The organism is Paracoccus sp. SM22M-07 (assembly GCF_001887735.1).
In the GTDB taxonomy this organism is placed as follows: domain Bacteria; phylum Pseudomonadota; class Alphaproteobacteria; order Rhodobacterales; family Rhodobacteraceae; genus Paracoccus.
This window is the reverse complement of the sequence record NZ_JPKW01000004.1, coordinates 397,766-421,787: the sequence shown is the minus strand read 5'-3', so window position 1 is coordinate 421,787 and position 24,022 is coordinate 397,766. Positions and strand designations below refer to the sequence as shown.

The window sequence follows — 24,022 nt, the reverse complement described above, 5'->3', positions numbered from 1 at the left end:
ATAACCGGCTTGCCGCAAGGCCCCGTGATGATCACCATGTCCCCCAGGGAGACAATAAATGTTCAAGGGAATCATAGGGATTCTGGCCGGTGCCTGCGCATTGGCCCAACCCGTTCATGCCCAGGCACCGGAACCGGTGGTCATTCGTGCCGCCGTCCTGCGGGTCGACGACCCCGGCCTGCCGCCGATATCGCGGCTGGAGCTGCCGCCCGAGGATCTGGGCTTTGCCGGGGCGGATCTGGCCACCGACGACAATGACACGACCGGCCGCTTCATGGGGCAGGACTTCCAGACGGTGACGGTTTCCGCCACGCCTGAAACCGCCGCCGACAGCATGCGCCAGCTGCTGGACCAGGACATCCGCTTCATCGTGGTCATGGCCGATGACGCCATCACCCTGTCGCTGGCCGACCAGGTGGGCGACCGCGCCATGCTGATCAACGCGATGGCGCGGGGCGACAACCTGCGCGGCGCCGATTGCCGGATGAACACCATCCATGTCGCGCCAAGCCGGGCCATGCTGGCCGACGGTTTGACACAGTTCCTGATGTGGAAGAACTGGCCGCGCTGGATGCTGATCCATGGCAGCCATCCGCAGGATCATGCCATGGCCGAGGCCTATCGCCGGTCCGCCGCCAAGTTCGGTGCCGAGATCGTCGAGGAGCGCGAATTCGAGGATACGGGCGGCGCACGGCGCACCGACAGCGGGCACGTCCAGGTCCAGTCGCAGATGCCGGTCTTCACCCAACGCGCCGAGGACCACGACGTCGTCATCACCGCCGACGAGGCCGATGTCTTTGCCGTCTATCTGCCCTATCTGACCTGGGACCCGCGCCCGGTGGCGGGATCGGCCGGACTGGTCCCCCGCAGCTGGCATCCCGCGATGGAGGCCTGGGGTGCGACCCAGTTCCAGAATCGCTTCGAACGCCTGGCCAACCGCCGCATGCGCGAGGCCGATTACCAGGCCTGGCTGTCCCTGCGCATCATCGGCGAGGCCGCGACCCGCACGAATTCCGGCGATCCCGACACCCTGCGCGAGTTCATCCTGTCGCCCGAATTCGACGTGGCGGGCTTCAAGGGCCAGGCGCTGACGGTGCGCGACTGGGATCACCAGGTGCGCCAGCCGATCCTGCTGACGACGGGCGATCTGACCACCTCGGTCAGCCCCCAGGAACAATATCTGCATCAGACCAGCCAGCTGGACACGCTGGGCGTGGACCGCGCCGAAACCGAATGCCGTTTTGAGGACCCGTCATGAAACATCTGCTTGCCACCGCGGCGCTGATCTGCGCCGCCCAGCCCGCGCTTGCCAACCGCGTCTTCGTCACCAATGAACGCAGCAACGACATCACCGTGCTGGATGGCGAAAGCTTCGAGGTGATCGGCACCTATCCCGCCGGCAACCGGCCGCGCGGCATTACCATCAGCCCCGATGGGACGGAGCTTTACGTCTGTGCGTCGGATGACGACCTGGTGCGCGTCTTCGACCCCCAGACGATGGAAGAGATGCACACCCTGCCATCCGGCCCCGACCCCGAACTGTTCGTGCTGCACCCGTCGGGAAATCCGCTGTTCATCGCCAATGAGGACGACAACATCGTCACCGTGGTCGATACCAAGACCCACCAGATGCTGGCGGAGATTCCTGTTGGCGTCGAACCCGAAGGCATGGGCGTCAGCCCCGATGGCCGGGTGGTGATCAACACGTCGGAAACGACGAACATGGCGCATTTCATCGACACCGAGACCTATGAGATCACCGCCAACGTCCTGGTCGACAGCCGTCCGCGCTTTGCCCAATACACGGCCGATGGCAGCAAGCTCTATGTGACCTCGGAAATCGGCGGGACGGTCAGCGTCATCGATCCGGCCACGCAACAGATCACCAAGAAGATCAGTTTCGACATTCCCGGCGTCCTGCCCGAGGCGATCCAGCCGGTCGGCGCCCGCGTGACGTCCGACGGGTCCAAGCTGTTCGTGGCCCTGGGGCCGGCCAACCGGGTCGCGGTGATCGACGCCGCCACCGACGAGGTGATCGATTACCTGCTGGTCGGCCAGCGGGTCTGGCAGCTGGCCTTCAGCCCGGACGAGAAATACCTCTATACCACCAACGGCAATTCCAACGACGTGTCGATCATCGACGTGGCCGCCAACGAGGTCGTCCGCTCGGTTCCCGTGGGGCAGCAGCCTTGGGGTGTCGTCGTCGCCCCGGACTGATCCGGCATCCCTGCATATCCTGAGGAGGAGAGATTCCATGACCACGCTGACGAAACTGATGTCCGGTGCCGCCCTGGCCCTGATTCTGGCTGTGCCCGCCACCGCCCAGGATGCCGCGGCCCCCGATGCCTCTGCCGAGCAGGTCTCCGGTGGCGATGCCGTGGTGGGCGAACCCGCCGAGGCGGGCACCCAATCGGGCGAGGCTGTCGAGGCGGACGAAGATGATGACGACGACGAGGAAGAGGCGCCGTCCGAGGGCACCTATGACGCGACTGGCATGTTCGATTACGGCTTCTCGGGCCTTCTGGCGCGGGAAAACCGCACCGACCTGGCGCCCCTGACGCTGGCATCCGGCCAGCCCGTCGCGGGCGGCGAATACACGATCAAGTCGGGCGGCTACTATCGCATCAACATCGTGGCCGACGGCAGCCAGGAGCTGGCCCTGTCGGGTGGCGACTTCTTCCGCGCGATCTGGATCAACGAGATCGTCATCGGCGATACCGAGATCCGGCCGATGGGCGTGCACAGCATCGAATTCGATGCCGACGGCACGGCGGTCCTCAGCTTTGTCGCGGTGCTGCCCGGTCGATACACCTTGTCAGTGCCGGGTTCTTCGGGCGACAGTCTGCAAGCCGTCTTCAACATTCAGTAGGGCTCATTGACCGCCGCGTTGCAGATCGACCATGTCAGCCATAATTTCGGTGCCGTGCAGGCGCTGGACGACGTGTCGCTGACGGTGCCGCGCGGCGGGTTCACCGCGCTTCTGGGCGTGAACGGGGCGGGCAAGACGACGCTCTTTTCGTTGATCACGCGGCTTTACGACAACCGGTCCGGGGTGATCCGCGTGGGCGGCCACGACCTGCGGCGCGAACCGTCCAAGGCCCTGGCGCGGCTTGGCGTGGTCTTTCAAAGCCGCGCGATGGATGCCGACCTGACGATCCGCCAGAACCTGATCTATCACGCCAGCCTGCACGGCATTCCGGGCCGCATCGCCCGCCCCCGCATCGCGCAGGTGCTGGACCAGGTCGATCTGGCCGACAAGGCCGATGCCCGCGTCACGGCCCTGTCCGGCGGCCAGTCCCGCCGGGCCGAGATCGCCCGCGCCCTGATCCATCGCCCCGACCTGCTGCTGCTGGACGAGGCGACGGTGGGCCTTGACGTGAAATCCCGCGCCGAGGTGCTGGCCCTGACCCGCCGCCTGATTGCCCGCGACGGGGTCTCGGCGCTGTGGGCCACCCATATCATGGACGAGATTGCCCCCGACGACGACTTGGTGATCCTGCATCGCGGCCAGGTGCTGCGCCAGGGCAAGGCCGATGCCATCGCGGGATCGCAGGGGCTGACGCAGGCCTTCCTGGACATGACCGGGGTGGCGCCGTGACCGGATGGCTGACCGCCTTTCTGGGCATCGCGCGGCGCGAGACGCTGCGCTTCGTCAACCAGCGCGGACGCTTTCTGGCGGCACTGGTGCGGCCCTTGGTCTGGCTCTTCATCTTTGCCGCCGGCTTCCGCGCGGTCCTGGGCCTGTCGATCACGCCGCCCTATCAGACTTATGTCCTCTACGAGGTCTATGTGACCCCCGGCCTGGTCGCGATGATCCAGCTGTTCAACGGCATGCAATCGTCGCTGTCGATGGTCTATGACCGCGAAACCGGGGCCATGCGCACGTTGCTGGTCAGTCCCTTTCCGCGCTGGTTCCTGCTGGGGTCCAAGCTGGTGGCGGGGGTGATCGTGTCGATCATCCAGGTCTTCACCTTTCTGGCCATCGCCTGGTTCTGGGGCATCACGCCGCCGGGCTGGGGCTATGTCGCGGTGATCCCGGCGCTGATCCTGTCGGGGCTGATGCTGGGGGCGATGGGGCTGTTCCTGTCATCGGCCATCCGCCAGCTGGAGAATTTCGCAGGCGTGATGAACTTCGTGATCTTCCCGATGTTCTTTGCGTCATCCGCGCTTTATCCGCTGTGGCGGATGCGCGAAAGCAGCCCCCTGCTGCATGACATCTGCGCCTTCAACCCCTTCACCCATGCGGTCGAACTGATCCGCTTTGCGCTTTATCTGCAGGTGAACTGGACATCGCTGGCCGTGGTCATGGGATGTTTGGCGGGGTTCTTCGGGGCGGCGGTCTTCATGTATGATCCGCAAAAGGGCCTCTGGGCCCGCCGGAAAGGAGGACCCTCATGATCCGCATTCCCCTGCTGTTGGCCCTGTTGGCCGCGGCACCCGCCCATGCCGCGACGGGCAGCGACCCCGATTGGCCCTGCATCCAGCGCAAGCAGCCGCACCTGTCCCTGGGGCAGCTGTGGACGGGGCCGGTGCCGGACGAGCAGGTGATGAAGCTGGCGGAAACGCCCCCCATCGCCCAGCTGGCCGCAAGGCTGGAACAGCGTCGCCTGCCTCTGGATCAGGCTGCCACCCTGATCGGCGACTTTGCCCAAGGTGCCGACGACCGGCAGCTGACCGCCCTGATGCAGGCGATCTTTGCGCGCATCGACCGCGATCGCAGCGCGCTGATCGCGGGGATATCGCGCTATGGCCGCACGCAGGTGGCGCTGGCCGATCGCATCAAGGACCGCCGCACCCGGTTCGAGGAATTGCAGGCCGCCCCCAGCCCCGATTTCGACGCCATCGACGCCGAGGAAGAGGCGTTGGACTGGGACACGCGCATCTTCGAGGACCGGCAGAAATCGCTGACCTATGTCTGCGAAACGCCCGTCATCCTGGAACAGCGCGCCTTTGCCCTGGGCCGCGAAATCGCAGGGCATCTGGATTAGGGCGCAGCCCTGGTCAATCAGATCCTGACCGGCGCAGGATCTCCTCATGCGGGCGGTCCAGCTTGCGGGCCAGACCGTCGCGGACCGCCAGGTCCAGCATGACCCGGAAGGTTGCGGCATCATCGCCGTAATCGACCGCCTTGCGACGCCATTTGCGCAGCAGCACCGGCACCAAGGGCCAGAACCACGGCCCCGCCGCCACGCGATAGGCGATCAGCGCGTTGCGATACATGTAGAACACCTTCCACAAGGGACGCAGGACCAGCCCCGTCTTGCCCTGCAGGGCAAGGGTGTCATGTTCGAACCCGATATCCGGGGCAAAGCCGATCCGCAGTCCCTTGCGGCGCATCTGCAAGGTGTAAAGCTGGTCGTCACCATAGATGAACAGGCGCGGGTCGGGCAGGCCCGCATGTGACAGCGCGTGACGGGACAGGAACAGGCCGACAAAGCTGGACATGTCGACGGGCAGGATCGGACCGCCCGCCCGGTAATCGGCATCCGACAGGTGAAACCCCGCGCGCCCCTTGCCCAAGGGCATGCGGATCAGCGTGCGGGCAAAGCGGCCCAGGTGCCAGAACGGGTTGCGATAGGGGCGGTTCATTTCGCAGATGGCCCCGTCGGGATGCCTGACAGCCGCCCCGATCGCGTCCCACCCCGACAGGTCCATGGCGCGAAAGGCGTCGATGGCCCCCGGATGGGGTCGCCCGTCGTCATCCATGACCACCACCCAATCCGAACCGGTCCGGTCCCGCGCGATCTGCATGGCGATGGAAAAGCCGCCCGCGCCGCCCAGGTTCGTGTCGCTGCGATGCACGATGATGCGCGGATCATCCTGGCCCGCCAGCCATTCCGCGGTGCCATCCGTCGATGCATTGTCGACGATCACGACATGATCCAGGGATTCCGCCTGAAGGCGCCGGATCGTCTCGACCAGCTTGGGCAGCCTGTCATGGGTGACGACGGCGGCGGCGATGGTCATGGGGGGGTGGGGCATTCGCGGCTTACTCATGGCTGAAGAATGGCAGAAACCCGCATCAGGCCCGGCCAATCGCCGACCGCGTTAGCATGATCGCGCTTGCCCGGGCAACCGTGCAGCCACAACCCCGCCCGTGCGGATCTAGGCAGTCTCATCGCTGGCGGCGACCTGCTATTTTTCAAGGTTCGCGAAAATGGGGCAGCTAAAAGCCGAACTGAGATCCGAAACAGAATGACGTCTCCTGCTTTCGGAACGGAAAGCGCGCATATCGACCACGAGATCACCGCGGCGATGGCGATTATACGCGGGTTTATCCCACGCAGAAGCGGACCTTCATCTTCTGTCAGGGCAAGGATCCGATCCATGGTGCACCCAGCATCATCGAAGGGCCGTTCACCTTTCGCCCGCATCATCTCAGCCCGGAATACCTGGGCCGGGTCACCCGTCCGGGTGCCGGGGTCGATTCGCCGGAAGTGACGATCACCCTGACGATTCCCGGCCGTCCGACTCCGACCGAAGCCAAGCAGACCGACGCAAGCTGGCGGCCCGTGCGCCCCCTGGCCCGCCTGTTCACAGCCTGGCCGATCGGTTACGAGAAGATCCGCTATCTTGCGGAAATGCGGCGCAAAAAGCGTCGCGACAGCAAGATGACAAGCCGCGGTCTGTTGCGCGGCGAGGGTTCGGGGCACTTTCCGCCGCCCGCGCGCCCGGCAAGCGACAAGAAGCCTGCCATCCTGATCGGCATGCACTGGCTGGAGGTGGGCGGCGCCGAGAAGCTGGGCTTTGATACCATCCGCTGGGCGCTTGAGGCCGGGCTGCGCGTCTTCGTCGTGGCCAGCGTGCCCGCCCTGCAACGGCTGCAGACGAACCTGCCCGACAGCCCCGACGTCACCTTCATCCGGCTGGACCGCTATCTGGCGCATGACAAATGGCCGCGTTTCGTGGAACGGTTGATCCGGGACGAGAATATCGGCCTGATCCACAACCACCACTGCATTCCGCTGTACGAATCACTGCCGCAGATCCGTGCGATCCTGCCCTGGGTCAAGGTGATCGACAGCACGCATATCGTCGAATACGCGAACGGGGGCTATCCGCGGACATCGGGCGTCTGGTCCGAATTCGTCGACATCCACCATGTCATCAGCCGCGAGCTGGTCGATTATTATCGCGACAATTTCCAGGTCATCGGCAAGGTGAAGCTGGGTCGCATGCTGGACCGGGTGGAACCTGCGCGCGAGCTTCCGGCCATGACGATGACGCCGGGCCAGAACACGTTGCGCGTGACCTTCGTCGGCAGGCTTTACTATCAAAAACGCCCGGTCGTCGTGGTCGAGGCTTTGCGCGCCCTGGACAAATGGGCCGCCGCGAACGGCGTACAGCTGCGCGGCCGCATCATCGGCGAGGGGCCGTTCCTGGATACCCTGCGGCAGATGCTGAAGCGATACGGCCTGACCTCGAAGGTCGAACTGCTGCCGGCGGGATCGCCCGTCTCGCAGATCATGGCCGACAGCGACATCCTGCTTCTGCCCTCGAACAACGAGGGACTGGCCCTGGTCTGCTACGAGGCGATCGAGCAGGGCTGCATCCCGATTTCGACCGATGTCGGGTCGCAGGCTGAGATCGTTCCGGCCGATTTGCTGGTTCCGCTGGAACCTGCGGCCTGCGTCAAGGGCATCGTCTCGGTCGTCGATCGTCTATGGAAGGACGCCGCGTTCTGCGACCGCCAGAAGGCCGAACTGCACGCCGCATGGTCGCGGATCGCCGCCGACCCGACTGCCTATGAGATCCTGATGCCGGTCTATCGCGACGCGGCCCACGTGACAGAAGAATAGGTTTCCGCCATGCCTGCCCTGAACAAGACCGCGGCGATCATCGTCACCTTCAACCGGTCCGCCAAGCTGGTGAAGGTGCTGGATGCGCTGGACCGCCAGACCCGCCGCCCCGACATCATCCTGATCGTGGACAACGCCTCGACCGACGACACGCAGGCACTGATGGAGGCGCGGGCGCGCGACGACGACAGCCTGCGCTATCTTCGGCTGCCCAAGAACGTCGGCGGGGCAGGCGGTTTCCATGCGGGGCTGAAGGCGGCCTATGGCATGGGCGCGCATTATTTCTGGATCTCGGATGACGATGCCTATCCCGAACCCGATGCCATCGCGAACCAGCTGCATGCCATCACCACCTTCGAGGAAAGCCATGCCTGGCGCCCCAGCTTTGCCTGTTCGCGGGTCGAGTGGATCGACGGGACCCTGTGCGAGATGAACACCCCGCGCCCGGTCTGGGACTGGCCGCGTTTCGTCACTGCCGCCCAGAACTGGCCGCTGGTGGACAGCGCGTCCTTCGTGTCGGTCCTGATCCCGCGTTGGGCGGTCAGCGAACACGGGCTGCCGATCCCGGATTACTTCATCTGGTTCGACGATGCGGAATATACCCGCCGCATCGCGCGCAGCTATCCCGGCATCTTCGTTCCAGAAAGCGTCGTGCTGCACGACACCCCCGACAACAGGGGCGTCAATTTCGGCATGATCGACGAAAAGAGCCTGTGGAAATTCAAATATGGCGCCCGCAACGAGACATCGTTCCGCCGCCGCGAAGGCGGGCTGGTGAACGTCCTGGCCTATGCCTATGGCGTGCGCCGCCAGATGAAGGGGGCCAATGTTCCCAAGGTTCTGCGCCGCCAGATCTATGGCGCGATCCTCAAGGGGATCAGTTTCCGCCCCCGCATCGAGCGGGTGTGACGCCCAAGACCTTCCGTATGAGTATGGGACAAGAAAGTTAAATGACGATGCAGAACCTTTATATCCATGTGGGCACTCACAAGACGGCAACCACGTGGCTGCAGCATTATCTTGCCAAGAACAGCGACCTGCTGAACGATTTCGGGTTCTACTACCCCACGTCGGGGCGGGTGACGCAGGCTCAGCACCGGCTGGGGCAGGCGATCTTCAACCGCAAGGCACCCAAGGAAAAGCTGGACGGTATCGCGGTCTGGGAACGATTCAAGCGTGAGATCTCGCAGGTCAAATACCAGAACATCATCATCAGTTCCGAAGAGTTCGAATGGGTCCAGCACCCCGCGCTGATCAAGCGGTTCCTGCCCGAATTCTCGATCAGGCCGATCATCTATCTGCGTCGCCAGGATGATTACATCGAATCGCTCTATGGCCAACAGATCCGCGACTTTCAACCGCGGCTGAAAAAGACGATCCACCAGTATCTTGAAACCAGCAAGCTGGCCTTCCTGGATTACAAGCGCCTGATCAGCCAATGGCAGCAGGCCGCCGACGCGATCCATATCCGCGTCTTCGACCGCAAGTTCATGAAGAACGGCGATGTCGGCGCCGATTTCCTAAACGTGCTGGGCATCACCGATCCTTCGGGTTTCGAGCCGGCCTCGGGGCCCGTGATCGACCAGAAGACCAATCTCAGCATGGAAGCCCTGGAATTCATGCGTCAGTGCAACGCGCTGCCGATGACCGCCGCGCAACACATGCAACTGATCAATCACGTGATCCGCCTGGACAAGGTCGCCACGCAGGCGCAGGACAAGAAGCGCCTGCGCCTGCTGGATTTCCAGACCCGCAAACAGATCATGGAACGCTATCGGTCCATGAACAGCGCGATCTCGGCGGCGCACCCGTCGGCGACCGGCCTCAAGGATCTTTTCCCCGAGATCTCGGACGACGCTGCCGTCTTTTCGCAGGCCGAACAGTTCAACATGTTCGATGTGCTGTTGAAGGCGAACAGCCTGGTGAAGATGGGTTGAACGACATGGAGCAGGTGAACGGCAACCGCCGCACTCTTTATCTGCACTTCGGCGTGCATCGGACGGCCACCACCGCCATCCAGGCGACAATGATCGCCAACCGCGACACGTTGCGGCGGTCCGGCTTCCTGCATGCCTTGGGCGTCAAACGGCATATCGGATTGTTCAACAGCATCTTCGCCGGAAAGCAGAGCGTTGCGCATGTCGCCGAAACGCTGCTGGAGGAGGCCGATGCCCAGGACTGCGACATCCACAGCCTGATCCTGAGCGACGAGGCCGTCAGCAAACGTCCCGACCTTGGTCTGCTTGCCGGGTTTCGGGACCATTTCGACGTCAAGATGGTCATTGCCCTTCATCGACGCCCCGATGAAGCTGCGCCTTCACCTGATCCGCATGGCCGAGGCCGTGGAACGCCAGATCAGGGAACAGGATGCCACGACGCTGATGATCCCGCGGGAGGAGCTGTTTCTGGACGCTCTGCCCGATCCGTCCGCCCCGGTGAAGACGCCGTCCTTGCCGGACGACGCGACCCAAACGATGCAGCAGCTTGTCGTTCCGTTCATGCAGGAACTGGTCGCGCATTTTCGCGACAAATAGACCGGATTGACGGACATGCCGGATCGGGACTGATCCGGCATGTCCCGTTCTTCAGCTGGGGTCCGCGACGAAGGCGGGCATCGGTTGACCTTCGGCGGATTGCGCCAGGAAGGTCTGGGCGGTGTCCAAGGCCTCGCGGATGGTAACGTCCATGTCCAGATAACGATAGGTCCCCAGGCGACCGACGAAGGTCACTCCCCGGGTGTCGCGGGCCATTTGGACGTAGTCGGCCAGCAGGGCTTTTTCCTCGACCAGACGGATCGGGTAATATGGCGTGTCGCCCGGTTCGGCCAGGCGCGAGAATTCACGATAGCAGACGCTGCCGTCATGGGTTTCCCAAGGGCTGAAATGCTTGTGTTCGGTGATGCGGGTATAGGGCACCTCGGGGTCGCCGTAATTCATCACCGCGCAGCCCTGATAGTCGCCCTGGTAATCGAACCGTTCGAAATCCAGCGTGCGATAGCCAAGGCGCCCCAGCCGGTAGTCGAAATAGCTGTCCAGCGACCCCGACCAGAAAACGTGATCGGCCTTTTCGCCCATGTCCGGGGTATAGGGCGTGTCCAGTTCGACGGTGATGCGCGGGTGATCCAGGATCGCCTGCACCATCGCGGTATAGCCGTCCTGCGGCATGCCCTGGAAACGGTGGAAGAAATAATTGTCGTCATAGTTGAAGCGCACCGGCAGGCGCTTGAGGATCGAGGCCGGCAGTTCGGTCGGCGAACATCCCCACTGCTTTTCGGTATAGCCTTTGAAGAAGGCGCGATACATTTCGGGGCCGACAAAGCGCAGGGCCTGTTCCTCGAAGGTCCGGGGATCGGTGATCGTGGTATCGGCCTTGGATGCGACAAAGCTGCGGGCCTCGTCGGGGCGCATGGTCTGGCCGAAGAACTGGTTGATGGTCAGCAGGTTGATCGGCAGGGAATAGACCGCGCCCTGCGTCGTCGTCTTGACGCGGTTCTGGAAGGGCATGAAGGTCGCGAAATCATTGACGTAATTCCAGACCGCCTCGTCATCCGTGTGGAAGATATGGGGGCCATAGACATGCATCATCACGCTGGTGTCGGCGTCGCGTTCCGTGTGGCAGTTTCCGGCGATATGGGGGCGCGCATCGATGATGCGGCAATCATGGCCGGCCTCGGCCAGCTGGCGGCCGATCACTGCACCGGACAATCCGGCGCCGACAAGAAGTATCACCATTCAGCCCCCAATCCTGCGCAATCCGTGGCGTCGCGCCCATGGGCATCGCCCAGCCATGCCGATATCACGATAGTCCCGCGCGATGCCATATAGGGGCGCGCCTCAGGCGGGAATCCGGGGAACCTCCCAAGGGCGCAGAACGGCCTTCATCCAGGTGCCATGGGCGGCGTTCGGAAACACGATCCAGTCCTGGCCGAAGCGGTCGGCATGATGTTCGGCCAGCCTGTGCTGATCGTCCAATGCGGCCCCCGCGAAGGCGCCGTGGAAATCATGCAGCGTGTCGCCCAGCTGCAGGATGATCCGGTGATCGCGTTCGACGGCGGCGCGGCGTTCGGCCTTGGGGGGGCCGAACAACAGGACCTGGCGGTCATGGACCTGGGGAAGGCCCAGCCTGGACAGGGTGGCGATGGTGGCCAGCTTGTTTTCGTCGAACCGATCCGAGACATAGAAGATCGTCACGCCCAGCTGGTCTGCCAGATCGAAGAAGGCGGCCGCGCCGGGGATCAGGTGCGGATCGCCTTCGCGTTCCCACAGCTTCCAGGTCTCGAGGCTTTCGAACATGGCGTCGTGATGCATGGCCAGCGCCATGACGGCGCTGTTGTCCAGGATCGTCTCGTCGATATCGCTGAGGATCGCCAGCCCCGCACCGCCCCCCGCCGCATCGACCGCCTGGCGCAGGCGCAGGGTGGCCAGCGCATAGCATTGGCGCTGCAAGGCGCGGATTTCGGCCGAGGCCTGCTGATAGCGGACGGCGATGGCGTGATCGTGGGGGGTGCGGGTCATGGTCATTCCCAGGGCTCGACGACGGGTTCGGCGGCCCATTCGGTCAGGGGCGCCTCGGACCAGGTGCCATAGGCGGCATTGGGAAAGACGATCCATTCCGCGCCCCATTTGTCGCCGCTGTCGGTGACCAGGTTGCGCTGATCCTCCAGCGGCGTCTTGCGGAAGCCGCCGTCGAAATCATGCAGCGTGTCGCCCAGAAACAGAACGATCCGGTGATCCTTGGCGACGATGTCGCGCCGTTCGAACTTGGGCGGGCCCAGCAGCAGGACCGATTCCTCGCTGACCTGCGGCAGGCCCAGGGCGGTCAGGGTGGCCATCGTATCGACCTTCTGTTCGTCCGAACGGTCCGAGACATAGCGGATGGTCACGCCCAGGTCGTCGGCATGGGCCAGGAACGCCATCGCGCCGGGGATCAGCGTCGGCATGCCGTCGCGTTCCCAAGGCAGCCAGGTGTCCCATGCGTCATACATGTGGCAATCGGCCAGATCCCGCGCCAGCAGGGCCGAATTGTCGATGACGGTTTCGTCCAGATCGGTCACGACGGCCAGCTTGGCGGGGTCCTCGGCGCCTTCGACGGCAGCATCCAGGCGCATGGTGGCGATGTTGTAGGCCTGCATCTGCAGGGCGCGCACCTCGGCCGATTGCTGCTGATAGCGCAGTCCCATGGTGAATTCGGACACCTTGCAGTCATCCTGCGCCTGCGCGGCGGTGGCAGTCATCAGGGCAAGCCCGGTGGCAAAGGCCAGTGTCGGTCGTGCGGTCATGGTCAGGGGTCCCTTCGGATCGTGGCATGGATGTCGGCGCCACGACCCTAGGCAGGCGTTGACGCAGGGTCAAATGCCCCGTCCCGTCGGCTGGGCTTCAGGCCGCCAGGGGCACGCGGGCCGGGGCCTCGCGGACGGGCAGATGGATCAGGGCGCTGAAGGCGCCGACACCCACGCCGATCCACCAGACCAGCAGATAATCCCCCGAGGCGTCATAGAGCCAGCCGCCCAGCCAGACGCCCATGAAGGACCCGATCTGATGGGACAGGAAGACAAAGCCATAAAGCGTCGCCATGTATCGCAGCCCATAGATATAGGCGACCAGCCCCGATGTCAGCGGCACCGTCGCCAGCCACAGCCCGCCCATCACCAGCGAAAACAGGATCACCGATCCCGGCGTGATGGGCGCCAGGATGAAGGCGGCGGCGGCGATGGTGCGCAGGGTATAGATGCCCGCCAACAGGTATTTCTTGCTGTAGCGTTTGCCCAGCCAGCCCGCCAGGATCGCACCTGCGATATTGGCCAGCCCGATCATGGAAATGGCCACCGCCCCCAGGGCCGAGGTCGTGGTGATGCCCAGCCCGGCCAAGATGCCTGCCGGATCGATGGGGCCGCACATCTCGGTGATCATGGCGGGGAAATGGGCGGTGATGAAGCCCAGCTGATAGCCGCAGGAAAAGAAGCCCGCAAAGATCATCAGATAGGACGGATCGCGAAAGGCGCGCTTCAGCACCGTGCCAAGGCTGTCCTCCAGCTGGCCACGAGTGGCGGGCTTGCCGTCGCCCAGCATCGGCAGGAACAGCAGCGTGGTCAGGACGATGACGCCGAAGATGATGAAGACTGATTGCCAGCTGTAGAAACCCAGCAGGATCTCGGCCAGGGGGGCGCCGAAGACCTGGCCCGCCGACCCCGCCGCGGTGGCGATGCCCAGGGCAAGGCTGCGGTTTTCGTCGCTGGCGGCGCGGCCCACGATGGCCAGGATGACGCCAAAGCCGGTGCCCGCGATGCCGAAACCGACCATCACCTCCAGCAGCTGGATGCCGGCGGCGGTCGTGGCAAAGGCGGTCAGGATCAGCCCCAGGCTATAAAGCGCGGCCCCCAGAATGATCGCCCATCGGTCGCCCCACCGTTCCGCCAGCGCCCCGAAGATCGGCTGCCCGATCCCCCAGGCCAGGTTCTGGATGGCGATGGCCAGGCTGAATTCGGCCCGAGGCCAGCCGAAATCGGCGGCGATGGGGATCTGAAAGACGCCGAAGCTGGCGCGCAGCGCAAAGTTGATCAGCAGGATCAGCGATCCGCCGATCAGGATGGGGGTGAAGATGCGCGCGTTCTGGGACATGGCTGCGGCCTTGAAGGGATCAGGGCCGCAGGTTTGCGCGGCGACCGGGATCGGTCAATCACGCAATTGTATGGTCGCAATCGATCAGCGGCGGTTCAGCTCGGACTGGATCGAGAAACGCGATGACGGAATCGATCCGCCCTTGGACATGTCGCCCAGGATCACGGTCGTCTTCTGGCCGCTGTCATCGGTGACTATCCACTGGCGCAGCTCGGTCGGGTTGGAGAAGACCATCTGGATATTGCCGTTCTGCGGGCGCTGCGGGTCCTGCGCGGTCACGATGGTGGCGTTGTCCTTTTCGCTGTGCCCGGTGACCATGTTGGCGCGGCCCAGATCGACATTCGCGTCCAGGATGATCGACAGCGGCGTCTGCGACAGGGGGTATTGCTGCGGTCCGCCATTCGACTTGCTGTCGAAGACCGCGACGTTGCCGCCCGAGGCCAGGACCAGCGTGTTGTCGTTGTCGTATTCGAAGCGCACCCGCCCCGGACGGTGGATATAGACCGTGCCGGTCGACACCGTGCCGTCGGGATTGATCTGGGTGAATTCGGAGGTCACCGTCGACAAGCCGTTGAGATAACGCGAAATCTCGGACAGAGAGATACGCTCGGCCAGGGCCGGGAAGGCAAGACCGATGAGGAGGGCGGGCGCAAGTGCGAGTGAGCGAATGTTCATGACCCCGATCTTATCCTTTCGCGAAAGCGTTGCACATCACGTCTGGAGGATGGCTTTGCGGGCAACGATCGCGCCGCTGTGACAGTTCCGCGCAGTTTGTTTCAGCTTTGGCGGCTTGTCTGGAACATAAGCGGAACATATAGTCATGGCATGGCCCAGAGAACCCTTGATCAGAAATTGGCGATCCTGTCGGACGCGGCGAAATACGATGCATCCTGCGCCTCCAGCGGGACGACGCGTCGCGATTCGCGGTCGGGGGGCATCGGCTCGGCGGGGGGGACGGGGATCTGTCACGCCTATACGCCGGACGGGCGCTGCATCAGCCTGCTGAAGATCCTGATGACGAATTTCTGCATCTATGACTGCGCCTATTGCATCAACCGGGTCAGCAGCAATGTCGAACGCGCGCGGTTTTCCCCCGAAGAGGTCGTGAACCTGACGCTGGAATTCTATCGCCGCAACATGATCGAGGGGTTGTTCCTGTCATCGGGCATCATCCGCAGCCCCGATCAGACCATGGGCGACATGGTCCGCATCGCACGGATGCTGCGGGTCGATCACGGGTTCAAGGGATATATCCACCTGAAAACCATCCCCGATGCCGGCGCCGAATTGGTGGCCGAGGCCGGTCTTTATGCCGACCGCCTGTCTGTGAATGTCGAGCTGCCGCAGGATGCAAGCCTGCGCCAGCTGGCCCCCGAAAAGCGCCCCGAAACCATCCGGGCCGCCATGGCCGATGTCCGTCTGGGCCGCGAGGCCGCCAAGGAAAAGACCTTTACCGGCAAGCGCCCGCCGCGCTTTGCCCCCGCCGGTCAATCGACGCAGATGATCATCGGCGCGGACGCGGCGACGGATCGGGACATCCTGAAGACCTCGTCGAACCTCTATTCGGGTTACCACCTCAAACGGGTCTATTATTCGGCCTTCAGCCCCATCCCCGACGCTTCGGCCGCGCTGCCGCTGATCAAGCCGCCGCTGATGCGGGAACATCGCCTGTATCAGGCCGACTGGCTGATGCGTTTCTATGGCTTCGACGCCGAGGAGATCGGCGCGGCCCACCCTTCGGGCAACCTGGACCTGGCCGTGGACCCCAAGCTGGCCTGGGCCCTGGCGAACCGGGGCCAGTTTCCCGTCGATGTGCGCAACGCTTCCCGTGACATGCTGCTGCGGGTGCCGGGTTTCGGCACCAAGACCGTGGGCCGCATCCTGGCCGCCCGGCGCAGTGGGGCGGTGCGCTATGCCGATCTGTTGCGGATGGGGGCGATCATGTCCAAGGCGCAGGCCTTCGTGACGCTGCCCGACTGGCATCCCGGCGCGCTGACCGACAGCGACAGCCTGCGCGCCCGCTTTGCCCCTGCACCCGAACAGCTGTCGCTGTTTGGATGATCCGGGTCGATCTGCCCCGTTTCGACCGGTTCGAGGCATGGCGCGACGCCGCCCGCCACCTGGTCGGCGCGCGCATTCCCCCCGATCGGATCACCTGGGCCGATCCTGAAGCCCCCGCCGACCTGTTCGGCAGCGACCCGATGCCACCGGCGGGCGATGCCAAGGTCAAGGCGACCAAGGATTACCTTACACTGGCCCGCACCGTCGCCAGCCATTCCGACCCCGAACGTTGGTCGCTGATCTATGCGGCGCTGTGGCGCGCCCAGTCCGATCGTGGTTTTCTGGACAACCCTGCCGATCCGCTGATGGACCGACTGAATCGGCTGGCGAAATCCGTGCGCCGCGACATCCACAAGATGCATGCCTTCGTGCGGTTCCACGAACTGCCCTCGGACGGGCCACGCCGCAGCTTTGGTGCCTGGTTCGAACCCGAGCATCTGATCCTGCAGGCCGCCACGCCATTCTTTGCCAAGCGTTTCGCCGACATGGACTGGCTGATCGCCACACCCGAAGGCATCGCCCGTTTTACCGGCGACACCATCGCCTATGACCCGCCCGCACCCCGCCCCGATCTGCCCGAGGATGCGAACCACGGTCTGTGGCAGACCTATTTCGCCAACATCTTCAATCCGGCGCGCATCAAGACCAATGCCATGCGGTCGGAAATGCCGGTGAAATACTGGAAGAACCTTCCCGAAACGCACCTGATCCCGCAAATGCTGGCCGACGCGCCCCGTCGCGTGCAGGCGATGCGGGACGCGGGCGCCAGCGATGCGCCCGCCTTTGCCGCCAAGGTCACGGCCCGCATCCGCCAGCCTGCGCAGGACACGCCCCCCGAAACGCTGGCGCAGGCCCAAGACCAGGCGGCCCGCTGCACGCGGTGCGAGTTGTGCCACGCCGCGACCCAGACCGTCTGGGGGCAGGGCGATCCCGATGCCCGACTGATGCTGGTGGGCGAGGCGCCGGGCGATCAGGAAGACCTGTCGGGCCGCCCCTTCGTGGGTCCCGCGGGTCAGCTACTGCGCCAGACGATGGCCCAGGCCGATATCGACCCCGAGAAGGCCTGGCTGACCAATGCGGTCAAGCATTTCCGCTTTGCCCCGCGCGGCAAGCGCCGGATGCACCAGACGCCGGACCGGCCCCATATCGAACAGTGCCGCTGGTGGCTGGGGATCGAACGCGGCTTTGTCGCCCCAGACCTGACCGTGGCCCTGGGCGCGACGGCGGCCTTCGCGCTGACGGGTGACAAGACGCCCCTGACGCCGCGCCGGGGCAAGGTGCAGGCCGGGTTGGATGGCGGGCCGGTGCTGATCACATGGCATCCCAGCCTGATCCTGCGCCTGCCCGATGATCGCGCGGCCGCGGCGCGGGCCGAATTGCTGGAGGACCTGCGGCAGGCGGGGCGGATGCTGGCGGCCTAGGGCCTAGCCGAAGACCGACCAGCCGGTGAATTCCGCCAGTTTCTCGGCGGCCAGGGTGCCGGCGCGCGAATTGCCCCAGCCATCCAGCCCCGGCGACCAGATCGCGATCGAGGCCCGGCCCGGCGCGATGACCAGCAACCCGCCGCCCACGCCCGACTTGGCCGGCAGGCCGACGCGAAAGGCGAAGTTGCCCGACCCGTCATATTGCCCGCAGGTCATCATCAGCGCGTTGATGCGGCGCTGCTTGACGCGCGACAGCAGGCCCGGCGCGCAATCCAGGCCCGCGATGACGCGGCCCGCGCGGGCCAGCTGGATGCAGGACATCTCGATCGCGCATTGGTGGTAATAGGTGCCGGTCACATGGGTCGGCGGATTGCGCAGATTGCCGAAGCTGCGCAGGTAATGGGCCAGGGCCGCGTTCCTATGACCGGTGGCTGCCTCGGATTTGGCCACCGCCTTGTCGATATGGATGTCGTCATCTTCGGCGGCGCTGCGCAGAAAGCCGATCACCTCGGACAGGGCCTGACGGGGGCTGCGGCCGGTCAGCAATTCGTCTGTCACCACCAGCGCGCCCGCGTTGATGAAGGGGTTCCGAGGCCGGCCCTTTTCCTGTTCCAGAAGCAGGATCGAATCGAACCGGTCGCCCGAGGGTTCGCGCCCTACCCGCAGCCACAGCTGTTCCCCGATGCGCCCCAGCACGCAGGCCAGCGCAAAGACCTTGCTGACCGATTGGATCGAAAACGGCTGATCCGCCTGGCCCGCCGTCAGGACATTGCCATCGGCGGTGGCGACCGCGATGCCGAACTGGGCGGGATCGATGCGGCCCAGTTCTGGAATGTAATCGGCCACCTTGCCCCAGTGGCCGCCCGCGCGGATATCGCGGTCCAAGCCCGTCAGGAATTCCCCCAGATCGCCGGTCATGCTGCCCCCCTTCGCCTTGCGGCAAGGCTATGGCGTGAAACCGGCCTTGTGAAAAGGCTAAAGCGGGCGTCCGGTCAGCAGGCGCGGCATCGGGTCGACCGACAGCCCCGCCGCCTGCCGCATGAAGCCGCGACGCAGGGCGGGCAGGGCCGTGACCATGCCCATGCCAAGGCCCCTGACGGCGGAAACCACGGGATTGTCGGTCGCAAACAGCCGGTTCACCCCGTCCATCCCAAGCGCCAGCGCGGTGGCATCGAAACGCCGCCAGGACTGGTATCGCTGCAGGACCAGCTCCGATCCGATATCCTCGCCACGGCGCGAGGCCTCGACCAGCACCTGCGCCAGGGCGGCGACGTCGCGCAGGCCCAGATTCAGCCCCTGTCCCGCGATGGGATGCACCCCATGGGCCGCATCGCCCACCAGCGCCACCCGTGCCACCGCATAGCGATCGGCCAGCGACAGGCTGAGCGGATAGGAGAACCGCCCCCCCGCCAGTGCGATATCGCCCAGGAAATCGCCGAAACGCGGGCGCAGGACCTTCAGGAAGTCGTCATCGTCCAATTGCAGGATCGCCTGCGCGTTGGCCTGTGTTTCCGACCAGACGACGCTGCTGCGGTTGCCGGGCAGGGGCAGGATCGCCAAGGGCCCGGTGGCCATGAAATACTGCTGCGCGATGCCGTCATGCGGCAGGTCGTGATCAATGGCCGCGACCAGCGCCGTCTGGCCGTAATCCCAGCCCCGCCGCGTGATGCCCGCCCGTTTCGCGACCCCCGATCCGCGCCCGTCGGCGCCCACCAGCATGCGCGCCCGCATGGTGCCGCCATCCGACAGGGTGACCGTGACGCCCGCCTGATCGACCTGCTGACCCGTCACCGCGACGCCCGGCAGATGGGTGACGCGCCCCGTCATCGCCCCAAGCAGCGCCTTGTAGAGAAAGCGATCCTCCAGCATGTGGCCGACGGGGCCTTCCTCGGTCTCGGCGCTGTCGAAATGCAAAAAGAACGGCGCGGCCCCGTCGCCGGGACGCCCCTGCGACGCCTTGACCTGGCGGATGGGCTGGCTGTCGGCGGCCAGCCCGTCCCACAGCCCAAGCGCCTTCAGCAGCCGTTGGGACGACACCGCCAGCGCATAGGCCCGCCCGTCGAAGCTGTCGGTGGCGCGGGCATCGGCGGGGCGGGGGTCCACCACGGCCACGCTCAGCCCGGCCTGGGCCAGCGCAAGGGCCAGCGCGGGGCCGTTCAACCCGCCCCCGGCAATCAGCACATCATGCGTCTTTGTCATGTCGCGATCCTTGCATGGGGCGGTGTGATGCGCCGTCGGTTGTTTCGCTGGCCAGCAGGGCGGCCAGCCCGCTGCGGTAATCGGGGTAAAGCAGCCGGACACCCAACTGCGTCTTGATGCGGTCGTTCCGCACCCGCTTGCTGTCGGCATAGAAGGACCGCGCCATGGGCGACATGTCGGCCTGGTCAAAGGGCACCGCCGGTGGCAGGGGCATGCCCAGCAGATGCGCGGCATGGGCGATCACGTCCTGGGGCGGTGCGGGATCGTCGTCGCAGAGGTTGAAGACATCGCCTACGTCAGGCTGCAGGATCGAGGCCAGCAGCACCTGCGCGATATCATCCGCATGGATGCGCGAAAACACCTGTCCGGGCTTGATGATGCGGCGCGCCGTGCCGTCCAGAACCTTTTTGAAGGGGCCGCGGCCGGGACCATAGATGCCAGCCAGACGAAAGATCCGCAGCGGCAGGTGGTGGTCGCGTGCCAGGGCCTGCCAGTCGGCTTCGGCCCTGATGCGGGCCTGGCCGCGCGGGCCGGTGCCGTCCAGCACGCTGTCCTCGTCCACCCAACCGCCGTCGCGGTCGCCATAGACACCGGTGGTGGACAGGTATCCCAGCCAGCGCGGGCGCGCGGCGGCCAGGGCGTCGCGGAAATCGGCCAGCACCGGATCGCCGCCTTCGCCGGGCGCGGCCGATACCAGGATCGCATCCGCCCGCGCGATGGCGTCCAGCAGGGGCTGGCGTGGGCCGGGCCACAACAGGGGCTGCGCGCCCGCATGCGCGACGCGCGCCAGATCGCCGCGCGTCGTGCCCGTGACATCCCAGCCCCGCGCCCGCAACAGCGGCGTCAGGTGGCTGGCCGAGTAGCCGTGACCGAAAACAAGCATTTCCATGACGCTATCGTAACCCTGCCGTTCGGGCAGCGCCAGACGCTTGCCTGTCGCAGGCGGTGCTGGCAGGCTTTGTGCAATCACAAGGACATAAAGCACCATGACAACGGATTCCCGCTTCCTGCCGGTCGAAAGCCCCGAAACGCCCACCCGCCGCGAATTCACCGACCCCGCCGAGGCCATCGCCTATCTGCGCAGCCTTTACGACCAGGCGACGGGGTTCCTGCTGGACAACTTCACCCGCATCCTGGAGGGCGACCAGCCGACCGCGCGCTATCGCGCCTTCTATCCGGAAATCCGCCTGACGGTCCCGACCCATACCAAGACCGATTCCCGCCTGTCCTTCGGCCATGTGGTCCAGCCCGGCAGCTATGCCACCACCATCACCCGTCCGGACCTTTTCCAGAACTATCTGATCGAACAGGTGGGCCTGCTGATCCGCAACCACGGGGTGCCGGTGCGCATCGGGCTGTCGGACACGCCGATGCCGGTGCATTTCGCCGTCGCCTCGAACAGCGACCTGGCGGTGCCGCAGGAAGGGGTGCTGGCCTTTTCGCTGCGCGACGTCTTCGATGTGCCGGACCTGAACAGCATGAACGACGACATCGTCAACGGCATGGCCGCGCCGCTGCCTGACGGGACGCAATACCTGGCGCCCTTCACCGCGCAGCGCGTCGATTATTCGCTGGCGCGGCTGTCGCATTACACCGCCACCGCCCCCGAGCATTTCCAGAACTTCGTGCTGTTCACGAACTATCAGTTCTATGTCGACGAATTCGAGGCCTATGCCCGCCGCGTCCTGGCCGATCCGGATGCGGGCTATACCGGCTTTGTCGCGCCGGGAAACCAGGAGATCACCACGGCGGACGGCCAGATCGCGCCGCTGTCCAAGATGCCGCAGATGCCCACCTATCACCTGAAGCGCGCCGACGGGCAGGGGATCACGCTGGTCAATATCGGCGTGGGGCCGTCCAACGCCAAGACCGCCACCGACCATATCGCGGTCCTGCGCCCTCATGCCTGGCTGATGGTCGGCCATTGCGCGGGGCTGCGAAACAGCCAGTCCCTGGGCGATTTCGTCCTGGCCCATGCCTATCTGCGCGAGGATCACGTCCTGGACGACGACCTGCCCGTCTGGGTGCCCATCCCCGCCCTGGCCGAGGTGCAGGTCGCCCTGCAGGAGGCCGTGGCCGAGGTCACCCGCCTGGAAGGGTACGAGCTGAAGCGCATCATGCGCACCGGCACCGTGGCCACCATCGACAACCGCAACTGGGAATTGCGCGACCATTCCGGTCCCGTCCACCGTCTGTCGCTGTCGCGCGCCGTCGCGCTGGACATGGAAAGCGCCACCATCGCGGCCAACGGTTTCCGGTTCCGCGTTCCCTATGGCACGCTCTTGTGCGTCAGCGACAAGCCGCTGCATGGCGAACTGAAATTGCCGGGCATGGCCACGGATTTCTATCGCACCCAGGTCGCCAATCACCTGCTGATCGGGATCCGGGCGATGGAAAAGCTGCGGGGCATGCCGCTGGAAAAGATCCATTCGCGCAAACTGCGCTCATTCAGCGAGACGGCCTTCCTGTAAGGCGGCCTTCGGACGCGGGTTTCCGCAGGTCGGGCGAAAAAGGCTTGAACTGCTCGTCAAAACCGTGTGTAGCAAGCGATATGCCGCAAAAGGCGCAATATTTGGGCCCCGTCGGAACAGGGCAAGAGGAGACAGACCATGACTACGGCTGCTGCAAAACCGATGACCAAAACCCAGCTGGTGGCGACGCTCGCCGAGGAAATGGGTTCGGACAAGAAGTCGGCTTCGGCCGCACTGGACGCGATCGTGGCGATCGTCACGCGCGAAGTCGCTGGCGGCGGCGCCGTGACCCTGCCGGGCATCGGCAAGATCGCCTGCCGTGCCCGCCCCGAGCGTCAGGTGCGTAACCCGCAGACCCAGGAAATGATGACCAAGCCTGCCGACAAGCAGGTCAAGGTGACCATCGCCAAGGCCCTGAAGGACAGCGTCAACAGCTGATCCCTGACTGGATGACAGTCGCGAAGGGGTCGCACCTGCGGGTGCGGCCCCTTTTCTTTGGTCTTCACGGTTGCCCCTGCGTCTGCTAGCCGTTTTGCATGGCGTGAAAGAATGGGGCTGGCATGGATTTCAAGGCGTTGGTGATGGGCCTGGGGTTTGCGGTGATGTGGGCCTCGGCCTTCACCACCACCCGGATGATCGTGACCGAGGCCCCGCCCCTGACTGCCCTGGCGCTGCGCTTTGCCCTGTCGGGCGTGCTGGGCATCCTGATCGCGCTGGCGATGGGCCAGTCATGGCGCGGCCTGACGCGGCCCCAATGGCGGGCGGTCGTCATCCTGGGGTTGTGCCAGAACGCGCTTTACCTGGGCCTGAACTGGGTCGCGATGCAGTCGATCGAGGCCAGCCTCGCCTCGATCATCGCCGCCACCATGCCGCTGATGGTCGCCTTCCTGGGCTGGAGCCTGCTGGGCGAACGCCTGCGCCGTCTGGGCGTGGCGGGACTGGCCCTGGGGGTGGTGGGCGTGGCCATCATCATGGGCGCGCGCCTGCAGGGCGGCAGCGATCTGGTCGGAATCGCCATGTGCTTTGCGGCGGCCTTGGCCCTGGCGGTGGCGACCCTGACCGTGCGCGGCGCCAGTTCCGGCGGCAATGTCATGATGATCGTGGGCCTTCAGATGCTGGTGGGGGCCGTCACGCTTGGCGTCATCGCCCCTTTCGTGGAAACCTTCCAGTTCACGCTGACGCCCCGCTTGGTCGCGGCATTTGTCTATACGGTCGTGGTGCCGGGCATCGGCGCCACCTGGGTTTGGTTCCTGCTGGTCAGCCGCATCGGCGCGGTGCGCGCAGCGACCTTCCATTTCCTGACGCCGTTCTTCGGGGTGTCGCTGGCAGCGCTGCTGTTGGGTGAAAACCTGGGCGCGGGCGACGTGATCGGCGTGGCGATCATCATGGTCGGCATTCTGGCAGTTCAGCTGTCCAAGGCCCCGCCGGTCAAGCGCCCGCCCCCCAGCTGA

The 24,022-nt window shown here is 65.1% G+C and carries 24 protein-coding genes; 15 read left to right on the top strand and 9 right to left on the bottom strand.

The window, feature by feature from the left end:
- Positions 1 to 58 precede the first annotated feature (58 nt).
- The 6 genes from IE00_RS08955 to IE00_RS08930 all read left to right on the top strand — a co-directional run bounded on the left by IE00_RS08955 (position 59) and on the right by IE00_RS08930 (position 4,988).
- The gene (locus IE00_RS08955) at positions 59 to 1,258 is read left to right on the top strand and encodes an ABC transporter substrate-binding protein (protein WP_072296725.1); all 1,200 of its coding nucleotides are present in this window, start codon (positions 59 to 61) and stop codon (positions 1,256 to 1,258) included.
- A complete protein-coding gene (locus tag IE00_RS08950) occupies positions 1,255 to 2,217 on the top strand; it encodes a YVTN family beta-propeller repeat protein (protein ID WP_072296724.1) in 963 nt (320 codons plus the stop codon). The genes IE00_RS08955 and IE00_RS08950 overlap by 4 nt, the downstream gene beginning before the upstream one ends.
- A gap of 277 nt (positions 2,218 to 2,494) precedes the next feature.
- On the top strand, positions 2,495 to 2,869 hold the full coding sequence (locus IE00_RS20855) for a hypothetical protein (RefSeq protein ID WP_173404495.1): 375 nt from the start codon (positions 2,495 to 2,497) through the stop codon (positions 2,867 to 2,869).
- Between the two features lie 6 nt (positions 2,870 to 2,875).
- Positions 2,876 to 3,598 (top strand): ABC transporter ATP-binding protein, encoded by a 723-nt coding sequence (locus IE00_RS08940; protein ID WP_072296723.1) that lies wholly within the window; start codon positions 2,876 to 2,878, stop codon positions 3,596 to 3,598.
- Entirely contained in the window at positions 3,595 to 4,398 is an 804-nt protein-coding gene (locus IE00_RS08935; RefSeq protein WP_083554203.1) for an ABC transporter permease, read from the top strand. Before IE00_RS08940 ends, IE00_RS08935 begins: the two co-directional genes overlap by 4 nt.
- On the top strand, positions 4,395 to 4,988 hold the full coding sequence (locus tag IE00_RS08930; protein WP_072296722.1) for a hypothetical protein: 594 nt from the start codon (positions 4,395 to 4,397) through the stop codon (positions 4,986 to 4,988). The genes IE00_RS08935 and IE00_RS08930 overlap by 4 nt, the downstream gene beginning before the upstream one ends.
- 13 nt (positions 4,989 to 5,001) lie before the next feature.
- On the opposite strand, the gene IE00_RS08925 is transcribed toward IE00_RS08930, so the two are convergent.
- Positions 5,002 to 5,997 (bottom strand): glycosyltransferase, encoded by a 996-nt coding sequence (locus IE00_RS08925; protein ID WP_083554201.1) that lies wholly within the window; start codon positions 5,995 to 5,997, stop codon positions 5,002 to 5,004.
- A 440-nt stretch (positions 5,998 to 6,437) separates the two neighbouring features.
- Between IE00_RS08925 and IE00_RS08920 the strand changes: the two genes are divergently transcribed.
- The 4 genes from IE00_RS08920 (at position 6,438) to IE00_RS08905 (ending at position 10,333) form a co-directional block, all read left to right on the top strand.
- Positions 6,438 to 7,799, top strand: coding sequence for a glycosyltransferase (locus IE00_RS08920; RefSeq protein WP_072296720.1), 1,362 nt, complete (start codon positions 6,438 to 6,440; stop codon positions 7,797 to 7,799).
- Between the two features lie 9 nt (positions 7,800 to 7,808).
- Complete coding sequence (locus tag IE00_RS08915; protein ID WP_083554199.1) at positions 7,809 to 8,708, top strand: glycosyltransferase family 2 protein; 900 nt, start codon at positions 7,809 to 7,811, stop codon at positions 8,706 to 8,708.
- A 41-nt stretch (positions 8,709 to 8,749) separates the two neighbouring features.
- Entirely contained in the window at positions 8,750 to 9,736 is a 987-nt protein-coding gene (locus IE00_RS08910) for a hypothetical protein (RefSeq protein WP_072296719.1), read from the top strand.
- A 366-nt stretch (positions 9,737 to 10,102) separates the two neighbouring features.
- Positions 10,103 to 10,333, top strand: coding sequence for a hypothetical protein (locus tag IE00_RS08905; RefSeq protein WP_139291375.1), 231 nt, complete (start codon positions 10,103 to 10,105; stop codon positions 10,331 to 10,333).
- 51 nt (positions 10,334 to 10,384) lie between these two features.
- On the opposite strand, the gene IE00_RS08900 is transcribed toward IE00_RS08905, so the two are convergent.
- From IE00_RS08900 to IE00_RS08880, 5 genes are all read right to left on the bottom strand, one after another.
- Complete coding sequence (locus IE00_RS08900; protein ID WP_072296717.1) at positions 10,385 to 11,530, bottom strand: UDP-galactopyranose mutase; 1,146 nt, start codon at positions 11,528 to 11,530, stop codon at positions 10,385 to 10,387.
- A gap of 102 nt (positions 11,531 to 11,632) precedes the next feature.
- Positions 11,633 to 12,313, bottom strand: coding sequence for a 5'-nucleotidase, lipoprotein e(P4) family (locus IE00_RS08895; RefSeq protein ID WP_072296716.1), 681 nt, complete (start codon positions 12,311 to 12,313; stop codon positions 11,633 to 11,635).
- A 2-nt stretch (positions 12,314 to 12,315) separates the two neighbouring features.
- Positions 12,316 to 13,077, bottom strand: coding sequence for a 5'-nucleotidase, lipoprotein e(P4) family (locus tag IE00_RS08890; RefSeq protein ID WP_083554197.1), 762 nt, complete (start codon positions 13,075 to 13,077; stop codon positions 12,316 to 12,318).
- Between the two features lie 97 nt (positions 13,078 to 13,174).
- On the bottom strand, positions 13,175 to 14,416 hold the full coding sequence (locus IE00_RS08885; RefSeq protein WP_072296714.1) for an MFS transporter: 1,242 nt from the start codon (positions 14,414 to 14,416) through the stop codon (positions 13,175 to 13,177).
- An 84-nt stretch (positions 14,417 to 14,500) separates the two neighbouring features.
- A complete protein-coding gene (locus tag IE00_RS08880) occupies positions 14,501 to 15,091 on the bottom strand; it encodes an outer-membrane lipoprotein carrier protein LolA (protein WP_072296713.1) in 591 nt (196 codons plus the stop codon).
- Between the two features lie 150 nt (positions 15,092 to 15,241).
- On the opposite strand from IE00_RS08880, the gene IE00_RS08875 reads away from it, so the two are divergent.
- Both IE00_RS08875 and IE00_RS08870 read left to right on the top strand, forming a co-directional pair.
- Complete coding sequence (locus IE00_RS08875) at positions 15,242 to 16,477, top strand: putative DNA modification/repair radical SAM protein (RefSeq protein WP_072296712.1); 1,236 nt, start codon at positions 15,242 to 15,244, stop codon at positions 16,475 to 16,477.
- Positions 16,474 to 17,898: a UdgX family uracil-DNA binding protein gene (locus IE00_RS08870; protein WP_072296711.1), complete on the top strand. Its 1,425-nt coding sequence runs from the start codon at positions 16,474 to 16,476 to the stop codon at positions 17,896 to 17,898. The genes IE00_RS08875 and IE00_RS08870 overlap by 4 nt, the downstream gene beginning before the upstream one ends.
- Positions 17,899 to 17,901: 3 nt before the next feature.
- Here IE00_RS08870 and IE00_RS08865 read toward each other — a convergent pair whose 3' ends face one another.
- Genes IE00_RS08865 through IE00_RS08855 form a run of 3 tightly spaced genes read right to left on the bottom strand, consistent with a single transcriptional unit; the run spans position 17,902 to position 20,989 of the window.
- A complete protein-coding gene (locus IE00_RS08865; RefSeq protein ID WP_072296710.1) occupies positions 17,902 to 18,819 on the bottom strand; it encodes a glutaminase in 918 nt (305 codons plus the stop codon).
- 57 nt (positions 18,820 to 18,876) lie between these two features.
- The gene (locus tag IE00_RS08860; RefSeq protein ID WP_072296709.1) at positions 18,877 to 20,100 is read right to left on the bottom strand and encodes a UbiH/UbiF/VisC/COQ6 family ubiquinone biosynthesis hydroxylase; all 1,224 of its coding nucleotides are present in this window, start codon (positions 20,098 to 20,100) and stop codon (positions 18,877 to 18,879) included.
- Entirely contained in the window at positions 20,084 to 20,989 is a 906-nt protein-coding gene (locus IE00_RS08855; protein ID WP_072296889.1) for an SDR family oxidoreductase, read from the bottom strand. The genes IE00_RS08860 and IE00_RS08855 overlap by 17 nt, the downstream gene beginning before the upstream one ends.
- A 97-nt stretch (positions 20,990 to 21,086) precedes the next feature.
- Between IE00_RS08855 and IE00_RS08850 the strand changes: the two genes are divergently transcribed.
- From IE00_RS08850 to IE00_RS08840, 3 genes are all read left to right on the top strand, one after another.
- Positions 21,087 to 22,571 (top strand): AMP nucleosidase, encoded by a 1,485-nt coding sequence (locus IE00_RS08850; RefSeq protein ID WP_072296708.1) that lies wholly within the window; start codon positions 21,087 to 21,089, stop codon positions 22,569 to 22,571.
- 138 nt (positions 22,572 to 22,709) lie between these two features.
- The gene (locus IE00_RS08845) at positions 22,710 to 23,009 is read left to right on the top strand and encodes an HU family DNA-binding protein (RefSeq protein WP_072296707.1); all 300 of its coding nucleotides are present in this window, start codon (positions 22,710 to 22,712) and stop codon (positions 23,007 to 23,009) included.
- Positions 23,010 to 23,131: 122 nt separating this feature from the next.
- Positions 23,132 to 24,022: a DMT family transporter gene (locus IE00_RS08840; RefSeq protein WP_072296706.1), complete on the top strand. Its 891-nt coding sequence runs from the start codon at positions 23,132 to 23,134 to the stop codon at positions 24,020 to 24,022.

Bases quoted from the DNA above. Each gene is read 5' to 3' on its own strand.
- IE00_RS08955 (WP_072296725.1), top strand. From the start codon at position 59: ATGTTCAAGGGAATCATAGGGATTCTGGCCGGTGCCTGCGCATTGGCC.
- IE00_RS08950 (WP_072296724.1), top strand. From the start codon at position 1,255: ATGAAACATCTGCTTGCCACCGCGGCGCTGATCTGCGCCGCCCAGCCC.
- IE00_RS20855 (WP_173404495.1), top strand. From the start codon at position 2,495: ATGTTCGATTACGGCTTCTCGGGCCTTCTGGCGCGGGAAAACCGCACC.
- IE00_RS08930 (WP_072296722.1), top strand. From the start codon at position 4,395: ATGATCCGCATTCCCCTGCTGTTGGCCCTGTTGGCCGCGGCACCCGCC.
- IE00_RS08925 (WP_083554201.1), bottom strand. From the start codon at position 5,997: ATGAGTAAGCCGCGAATGCCCCACCCCCCCATGACCATCGCCGCCGCC.
- IE00_RS08915 (WP_083554199.1), top strand. From the start codon at position 7,809: ATGCCTGCCCTGAACAAGACCGCGGCGATCATCGTCACCTTCAACCGG.
- IE00_RS08910 (WP_072296719.1), top strand. From the start codon at position 8,750: ATGACGATGCAGAACCTTTATATCCATGTGGGCACTCACAAGACGGCA.
- IE00_RS08905 (WP_139291375.1), top strand. From the start codon at position 10,103: ATGAAGCTGCGCCTTCACCTGATCCGCATGGCCGAGGCCGTGGAACGC.
- IE00_RS08900 (WP_072296717.1), bottom strand. From the start codon at position 11,530: ATGGTGATACTTCTTGTCGGCGCCGGATTGTCCGGTGCAGTGATCGGC.
- IE00_RS08895 (WP_072296716.1), bottom strand. From the start codon at position 12,313: ATGACCCGCACCCCCCACGATCACGCCATCGCCGTCCGCTATCAGCAG.
- IE00_RS08890 (WP_083554197.1), bottom strand. From the start codon at position 13,077: ATGACCGCACGACCGACACTGGCCTTTGCCACCGGGCTTGCCCTGATG.
- IE00_RS08885 (WP_072296714.1), bottom strand. From the start codon at position 14,416: ATGTCCCAGAACGCGCGCATCTTCACCCCCATCCTGATCGGCGGATCG.
- IE00_RS08880 (WP_072296713.1), bottom strand. From the start codon at position 15,091: ATGAACATTCGCTCACTCGCACTTGCGCCCGCCCTCCTCATCGGTCTT.
- IE00_RS08875 (WP_072296712.1), top strand. From the start codon at position 15,242: ATGGCCCAGAGAACCCTTGATCAGAAATTGGCGATCCTGTCGGACGCG.
- IE00_RS08870 (WP_072296711.1), top strand. From the start codon at position 16,474: ATGATCCGGGTCGATCTGCCCCGTTTCGACCGGTTCGAGGCATGGCGC.
- IE00_RS08865 (WP_072296710.1), bottom strand. From the start codon at position 18,819: ATGACCGGCGATCTGGGGGAATTCCTGACGGGCTTGGACCGCGATATC.
- IE00_RS08860 (WP_072296709.1), bottom strand. From the start codon at position 20,100: ATGACAAAGACGCATGATGTGCTGATTGCCGGGGGCGGGTTGAACGGC.
- IE00_RS08855 (WP_072296889.1), bottom strand. From the start codon at position 20,989: ATGGAAATGCTTGTTTTCGGTCACGGCTACTCGGCCAGCCACCTGACG.
- IE00_RS08850 (WP_072296708.1), top strand. From the start codon at position 21,087: ATGACAACGGATTCCCGCTTCCTGCCGGTCGAAAGCCCCGAAACGCCC.
- IE00_RS08845 (WP_072296707.1), top strand. From the start codon at position 22,710: ATGACTACGGCTGCTGCAAAACCGATGACCAAAACCCAGCTGGTGGCG.
- IE00_RS08840 (WP_072296706.1), top strand. From the start codon at position 23,132: ATGGATTTCAAGGCGTTGGTGATGGGCCTGGGGTTTGCGGTGATGTGG.